Annotated in this window: 6 protein-coding genes; 2 read left to right on the top strand and 4 right to left on the bottom strand. The window is 44.1% G+C overall.

Features of this window, described 5'->3' with window-relative positions:
* Both A3735_RS09090 and A3735_RS09095 read right to left on the bottom strand, forming a co-directional pair.
* A partial coding sequence (locus tag A3735_RS09090; RefSeq protein WP_156499553.1) for a cache domain-containing protein occupies positions 1–1,746 on the bottom strand: 1,746 nt, incomplete at its 3' end.
* Positions 1,747–1,749: 3 nt separating this feature from the next.
* On the bottom strand, positions 1,750–2,934 hold the full coding sequence (locus A3735_RS09095; RefSeq protein WP_068507451.1) for a hypothetical protein: 1,185 nt from the start codon (positions 2,932–2,934) through the stop codon (positions 1,750–1,752).
* A 106-nt stretch (positions 2,935–3,040) separates the two neighbouring features.
* Between A3735_RS09095 and A3735_RS09105 the strand changes: the two genes are divergently transcribed.
* On the top strand, positions 3,041–3,835 hold the full coding sequence (locus tag A3735_RS09105) for an AraC family transcriptional regulator (RefSeq protein WP_082885845.1): 795 nt from the start codon (positions 3,041–3,043) through the stop codon (positions 3,833–3,835).
* Positions 3,836–3,947: 112 nt separating this feature from the next.
* Here A3735_RS09105 and A3735_RS09110 read toward each other — a convergent pair whose 3' ends face one another.
* Complete coding sequence (locus A3735_RS09110; RefSeq protein WP_068507457.1) at positions 3,948–5,069, bottom strand: cupin domain-containing protein; 1,122 nt, start codon at positions 5,067–5,069, stop codon at positions 3,948–3,950.
* Positions 5,070–5,192: 123 nt separating this feature from the next.
* Here A3735_RS09110 and A3735_RS09115 point away from each other — a divergent pair, with 123 nt between their 5' ends.
* Complete coding sequence (locus A3735_RS09115; protein WP_068507459.1) at positions 5,193–6,161, top strand: GNAT family N-acetyltransferase; 969 nt, start codon at positions 5,193–5,195, stop codon at positions 6,159–6,161.
* A gap of 77 nt (positions 6,162–6,238) precedes the next feature.
* On the opposite strand, the gene A3735_RS09120 is transcribed toward A3735_RS09115, so the two are convergent.
* Positions 6,239–7,928: malate synthase G (locus A3735_RS09120; protein WP_068637967.1), on the bottom strand; the 1,690-nt coding region annotated here is incomplete at its 5' end.

Below are 7,928 nucleotides of genomic sequence, written 5' to 3' on the forward strand. Positions count from 1 at the left end.
TAAAGGCATAATGCCCTTCTGTGTTATTTCACCGATAGACCGACAATAGTGCTTCAGGTTCCCGGCCGCATCCGGTTGTGAGGTTGAAGGCATCAATACCGCCACTTCATTTCGATCCAAACTAACAAGACTAAATGCGCTATCCAACTCTGTTGATAAGCACGCTTTAACCTCATCACGCCACTGAGACTCTATTCGCAACAATGCAAGGGCATGTGACGCTTGGTCGTCTCTGCCAATCAAATCAGTCAGGCGCGCTTCTAAACCTTTTTGGTTTAACATACCTGTTTCAGTATCATGAACATCCAACCATTTCCTCTCATCTACAATAGTTGGTTCAGCTAAAGGTGTCGCGATGACCAAAACTTGCCGAGACGAGATAGAGACAGACTCTTCCTGCTCTCCATAAACAGGCGTATAACGCCAAGAAAGGCAGTGCTGATGCCCTGACACAGAAGTGATATAAGCAACATGTTCAAACTCTGACAAAACCCCTCTAGTGATATCCTCAAGCCGCCGGGAGACTAAGCCCCCCTTAGCCTGAATGAGAGAATCCAACGAGCTCCCTTCGAGACTTTCTGAGCTTAATTCAAATAAAGATTTTAGATAGCGATTAACAGACAATAAGCGCCCGCCACCATCAACTACTGCGATACCCACAGGAACTGAGTCATTCACACTCTCTGATAATAGTTTCTCGCGCTCCAAAGCTTCTGTGCGTGCATCCAAAGCATTTGACGTTTCGACTGCCAAGCGCTCAACTGCATCGGCACGATGTAGCTTACGTAAAGGCTGGCGTAATAGTATAAATAGTAGAAATTCACCGACAAGCAACGCTAAGAAACTATAACTGAACGTTTGAGAGATCGTTTGATCTAATAAGGAGTAGTCTTCAGACACATTTGATATTACAACTAGTTGATTTTGCTGCAAAGGCATCGCCTTCAATTCATAAATATTTGGAGACAAATCCAAAACCTGAATTCGGCGACTTAATTCATCAAGAGAGTACGAACGCGAAGCCTGATCAAGCACGACTCTGCTTTCCAAGGGGTTGGTTAAAGCCATTAGATCACGCTCCCAAAATGGAGAAACAGGCAGCCCCTTGACCCCTGCACTAAATGGGTCCGTATTCTTGCTTAGCAAAACCGTATCAATATTTGAGACGTGCTGAAACCTAAGCATTACATTACTTAATGGCTCTGCCAGAACGATGACACCCAAAACATCCCCCTGATAAAGCATGGCAGTGTAAGTCACAATTCGGCAAACAGAGTTACAATCTACACGCCAAGAGGGCGCTTCTCTCTGGAGCACCTCCCTAACACTCTCTTGGTGTTGCAATGAGTCAGTCGAGTGTAATATACCAAGCTGAGTATCAAACAAAGCCAATACTGACAATCCCCCATCGGCTTGTAAATTCCAATCAAGCTCTTCTATTTCACTGCGAAAACTTTCGACATCGTTTCCCCGGATTGCCTCCATTAAAATTTTATTCAAACTTGCCGAGTTCGCTAGCTGTATCACTTTATCCGCAGAAGTTTCTATCAAACGATTTAATTGCTGTTCATATTGGGCATGCACAATAAGCCGGTTAGACTCAAACTCATGCGTTTTCCACTGAGACATCAACAAAGAAAAGACCAACACAATTAATGTGAATACAAGGCTAATCGCTCCAAACGTTTGCCAATTAATGTTAAAACCTTTGTCTTTCCATCCTGAGGGTAATGTCTCGTCAATCATCTACTACCACCTATAGGCGAGCTGAAAAAGAACTGCTGTCCAGTATGGATCCGGCTCGTCTGAAATCGAGTTATCACGACTAAACAACCTCGAGTAACCCTCAATATAATGAATCTCAGCGCGAAGAAGCCAGTTCTCATCAGGTCTAAATGCCAGACCAAAATTAGCATCGTCAAATGAGCTTTTTGGGTCTGACGAGCCCCTCAGCTTTGTTTGTTCATAGCGAACATACATTTCCCAGAATTCATCAAAACGATAAACACTCTGCAAGTAATAAGCTTCTTCATAAAAATCATTAACAGCCTCGCTTGCCAGTGCCGGAATATTAGTCTGGAATTTATGGCGCAAATACTCAAACGTGACAGACCATTGGAATTGGTTGTATTCAAGTGATGTAACGATATTTTCGGAGTAAAATGACGCGTCAGGTTCAACAATCATAAGCAAAGGGTCGTCACCTGCAGGAAACTCAACTGATACTTCGTATTCTGGTTTGAAGTACGTTATGGAGGCACGCCAACCATCAAACTCTTCTCCATATATTATTTTGGCTAACAGGCTACGATCTCCTTTGAGTTTGCTTGGAGAAAGTTGTGAGGCCTCTTCCAACTCATCTTTATCAGCAACAGGCTGGCTCAAGAAAAGTTGAAATGCTAAAGGCTCACCAGATAGGTCATAAGAACCAAAGAATTCCACACCATCAGCGGAATAAAAGGAGTTACGAGTCATGTCAAAATAAACGGCTTGCGGCATCACCACACCCGTTCGGGTATGGGGAATATCCCGAGTCTCATTATAAAAACCATAAGAAGAACGTATTCTCCCTAAACGAAGACCCAAAGAACGATCAAAACTCTGATAAATCGGGTAGCTAAAAAACCCGTAATCGAGACGAATATCTTCACCACTCGACTCACTAACCTTTCGACCTAATAACTGGGCGGAAACGCCTATAGACCCTTTGACCGTGGTAGAAAATAGTAAACCTGCCTCCCACATATCAAGCGAGGCCTCATCATCCGAGCGGCTCAGATAATCATAATCACTACTATAAATAACGCTTTGGCTAACAAAAGCCTCCCACGAGAAAGGTGTAAACCAGTCACCGTTTTCCTCAGCAAACAAGCTTGAAGAGTGAGAGCCAAGCAGCAAACTACTAGTAAACAGTAAGTATCTTAATATTTTCATTGTTCTGAATCTTTGTATCGTTATTATTGTATATATAGCCAATTGCCCCAGGGGTCATTGAGACACGCTCTATCATCTCACTCTCACTCTCAAGGCTAATTGGCGCTTGTCCCGTACCGGTATAAACCTGCCTATACCAAATAGACTCGAGTTGATTAGCCGATATCACTTTATCCATGGAGCAAGCTATTACCCTATTATTCATAAATCTCCAGGTCGCTTGAGTGTTGCCCTAACCTTCCCTTACAAAAAAAACCTAACGATTCAACAACGACGTTTTTGCGCCGAGGCGGTTTTCTCATATACCTTAAACTCTCTACGAGAAATAATTTGTTCCACAGTAACACCCCTTGATATATGTTTTGATTTTCCTGCGCCTACCTATTCACATCGCTACTTAAAGCACTTCGACTGCAAAGCAACTTTTAACCAACCTCTTTCGATCATTACGTTTGATGATCAACTATTATACAGAGATCTATCTAGCCACAACCCAACCTTGCACCAACTCTACCTTAATAAGTCTCTAGACCTCTGGCAAAAATCTGAACGATTGCAAGACTTCGAGTATCGTGCAATCAGCCAGATAATGCACAACCACCCAGAGTCTTTTAATAGTCAGAAGCTGGCATCCAAGCTAAATATATCTGTTCGAGGATTACAAAAACGGCTTAATAAGCACGGCGAGTCGTTTTCTCACCTTTCCAACATTGCCCGAAGAGAGCTTGCTAAAGTTTACTTATTTCAAATGAGGCAAAACATTGATTACACGGCTGAACAACTTGGCTTTCAAACAGCATCAGGCTTTAGGCGCTTTTTCAAAGCCGAATTTTCACAAACACCTATAGAGTTTCTCGAAAAGCATTGTTCAGGAAAAATTTGTTCCAATCTTGAAAACTAGGCGTCACCTTCTCCGCCTTTTTAATCTGGATATTATTAACGAAGATAGTAAGTCAAGCATGAGCTAGCTCAAACATAGCTCGAAGCACCTAGCGAGGCACAGTGACCTCTGCCTACAAATCTCCGAGCACTAATGCACCGCTTTCCAATAAGTTGGCAATAACGCTTTTATCCTGTTTATCTGAAACTAAATCTAGTATTCGCTGACGACAAAGATCTTGTCTGTCGGCGAGTTCTTCAGCCAATGCGGCTGAACATTTATAAGAAGTACCATCAACATAAAGCAGACACTCCTTGAAGGTGGTATAGGCAAAGCGTGAAGCAGGGTTACGCTGAATTAGCTCACCCTCACCAAGGAGCGACTCCCAATCCTCAATACTTTCGCCGACAAGCTCAAGCTCAGGATACTTCCTTTCCGTTACATACTCCCCTAGCCAGTTTGCAAGCAAGGTCTCATTGGTCAAGGCCTCGCTCAACATTTCACGCAAGCGAGTGATAGCAGCTTCAGGGATATTACCTCGGGCAGCTTTTAAAGCCTCGATGCTATCCTGATAACGCTCATCCTCTTTCAAGCCCTCCAAAGCTGCTGTCGCTACACCGTCGACAATATCTCGAATGCTCGGAGCGCGAAAACCAACTGAATAGGTCATGCTGTTTTCTACAGAGACTCCTAAGTGCGCATGCTTGGCGGGAATGTAAAGGATATCACCCGGTTCCAAGGTTACTTCCAATTTAGGCTCAAATTCAGTCAGGATACGCACAGAGGTATCTGGTACCAATTCACTGTCGGCGCTACAAACCTGACCTACTTGCCACTTTCTGCTCCCCTCTCCTTGAATTAGAAAGACATCAAAAAAGTCATAATGCTGGGAAACGGTTCCCCCAACCGGCGCATACGAAGCCATTATGTCATCCAGACGCCAGCTCGGTAAGAAATCAAAAGACCTTAAAATCTCCGCCACTTCAGGTGACCACTGATCAAGACCTTGAACCAGAAGCGTCCAATCCCTCTTGGGTAGAGTAGGAAACCGGCTTTCTTCAAAAGGCCCACACTCGACCTGCCACTTTTGATCAGACTGCATAATTATTCGGGACTCGACATCCTCCTCACAGGCTAAACCCGCTAATTCACTTGGCTCCAACCAATATGGGTCCGAAAAAGCCTTGGAAATAAGCATTGGTTTTTTTTGCCAGTAATTGAGTAAAAAATCCTGAACATCAAAATTGTGCAACATAGCGAGCCTTATTCTTAATTAGCAAAAAGCAGGTAAAGTCGGTAGACCTGCATACCCCAGCTGTTCTATTCTGAGCATGATATAATAATGGATTGATAATGCAGTAACATCATTTGAAATATTATGAGTCAAATTAAAATCCAAACTTATGCCCTGGATAAACTTCCATTAGAGGTACATCGTCGCCTATGCAAGCTCGATAACGACTGGCTGCATATTCATAAGGCTCATCAAGTAGAGAAGGGTTTTATCCAGGCACTTGTCGCCAGTGATAACATTATTGGCTACGTTGTCGTTAAGCATAACGACGCTAGCTCTGCCCATATCCATAAGCTATATATTCACCCTTCCTGCAGAAGAAAGTCCTTTGGTCGCCAGCTTCTGCATCGAGCGATGAAAGCTGCCGCAAAGTCTAACTATGATGAGCTCTACCTGGAATGCTTTCAAGAATATCAGGCCTTCTTTGCCTCTCAAGGATTCGTGACAGCCAAAGAGCCTAATCGTGATGGGATATACCATATGGAAATGCCCTGTCTGAGGCATTATATTAAAGTCCGAGCAGAAGAGCCTCACTTGTCAACAGATGGACGGAAGGCACTGTTAATATCTCAGGATAATCATTTATATAAGTACAATAACCAAGACCAGTTTGTTAGCTTTCATCGAAGCATGCTTTCACAGGCCCAGAGACAAATATCCATACTTTCCGACACAATCACACACCCTATCTTTAAAGAAAGCTACATCCGTCAATGTCTATTGAATCTATCGAAGAGGAACTCGCAGGCAAAAATTAGAATACTATTAATCGATGATCGAACTGGTGCAGGCTATCACAATCCACTTATTGACCTCGCCCAGAAATTGACCAGCTTCATCGAATTAAGAGTGATTCCAAGAGGCGCCAGCAGGCCCCGCGATATGATTACAACGGTTGATTTTGACGCCGGCATCTACCGGAAAGACCTGGATAGCTACACGGGCTTCGTTAACTACAGCAATCATATGATCGCACAGAGACTCAGAGATAGCTTTGACCAACATTGGCAATACGCTAAACCCTCTGCCAATATGCGCCGCCTAAGTATTTAGCTAATCAATACGCACAAAAAAACCGGCATTCAGCCGGTTTTTTTGTGCCCCTACATAAGCAGGGGCTGAGTAAACACTTATTGCGCTTTAAACTTCAAACGGTAAGCATGAAGTAGCGGCTCTGTGTAACCACTTGGCTGCTCTTTGCCCTTGAAGATCAAATCAGAAGCTGCCTGGAAAGCAATGCCGTCAAAAGACGGTGCCATGGCGATGTATTCAGAATCACCCGCATTCTGGCCGTCAACAATCGCTGCCATACGCTTCAAGCTTTCTTCAACCTGTTCTTTGGTACAAACACCGTGCTCCAACCAGTTCGCCACGTGCTGAGAAGAAATACGCAATGTTGCACGATCTTCCATCAAACCAACGTTGTTGATATCTGGAACTTTAGAACAACCAACACCCTGATCAACCCAACGTACAACATAACCCAGGATACCCTGACAGTTGTTGTCGATTTCGTTCTGAATGAATTCAGGCGTTAGCGCCTTAACTTCATCTGCAGACATTAGTGGAACGCTTAAGATGTCATCTACGTTTGCATGCTCGCGAGTCTTAAGTTCGTTTTGAACCGCAAATACATCAATCTGATGATAGTGAATTGCGTGAAGTGCTGCAGCAGTAGGAGAAGGAACCCAAGCCGTGTTAGCACCCGCTTTAGGATGGCCCACTTTCTGCTCCATCATCATGCCCATTTCATCAGGAATCGGCCACATGCCTTTACCAATCTGTGAACGACCTTGTAGGCCTGTTTCCAAACCTGTATCAACGTTCCAATCTTCGTATGCGTTAATCCAAACTTGCTGCTTCATTTGAGTCTTAGCAACAAAAGGACCTGCCAACATTGACGTGTGTAGCTCATCACCGGTACGGTCAAGGAAGCCTGTGTTGATGAATACAACACGGTCTTTCGCTGCACGGATACATTCTTTCAAGTTAACAGTGGTACGACGCTCTTCATCCATAATACCCATCTTCATCGTGAAGCGAGGCAGGTTAAGTGCATCTTCAACACGTGCAAACAATTCGTTAGCAAAAGCCACTTCTTCTGGGCCGTGCATCTTAGGTTTAACGATATTGACAGAACCTGTTGTAGAGTTCTTGAATGGGCTATTGCCATTCAAGTCGTGAATAGCGATAAGCGCTGTCACAACACCGTCCATGATGCCTTCAGGAATTTCAGAACCGTCTTCCAAAAGAATCGCAGGGTTAGTCATCAAGTGACCTACGTTACGAACGAACAACATTGAACGACCTTTCAAAGAGAAAGTATTACCGTCAACACCCGTGAATTCACGGTCAGCATTCATCACACGTGTAAATGTCTTACCGCCTTTGCTTACGTCTTCAGCCAGATCGCCTTTCATTAGGCCTAACCAGTTGCCGTAAGTCGTCACTTTGTCTTCTGCGTCAACCGCAGCAACAGAGTCTTCACAGTCCATGATAGTGGTCAGTGCCGCTTCCATGATCAAATCTTTAACGCCAGCAGCGTCAGTTGAACCAACTGGGCTAGTCGCATCGATTTGGATTTCGATGTGCAAACCATTGTTCTTCAAAAGAATAGATGTTGGTGCAGCTACGTCGCCGGTGTAACCAACAAATTTGTCTTCTTCTTTTAGACCTGAAGTAGAACCGTCAGCCAGTGTCACGGCAAGCTTACCGTCAACGATTGCGTAGTTTGTTGTACCGACGTGAGAACCCTTAGCCAAAGGTGCAGCCGTGTCTAATACACCACGAGCATAAGCGATAACCTTGTCGCCACGTACT

It is taken from the genome of Oleiphilus sp. HI0061 (assembly GCF_001635675.1).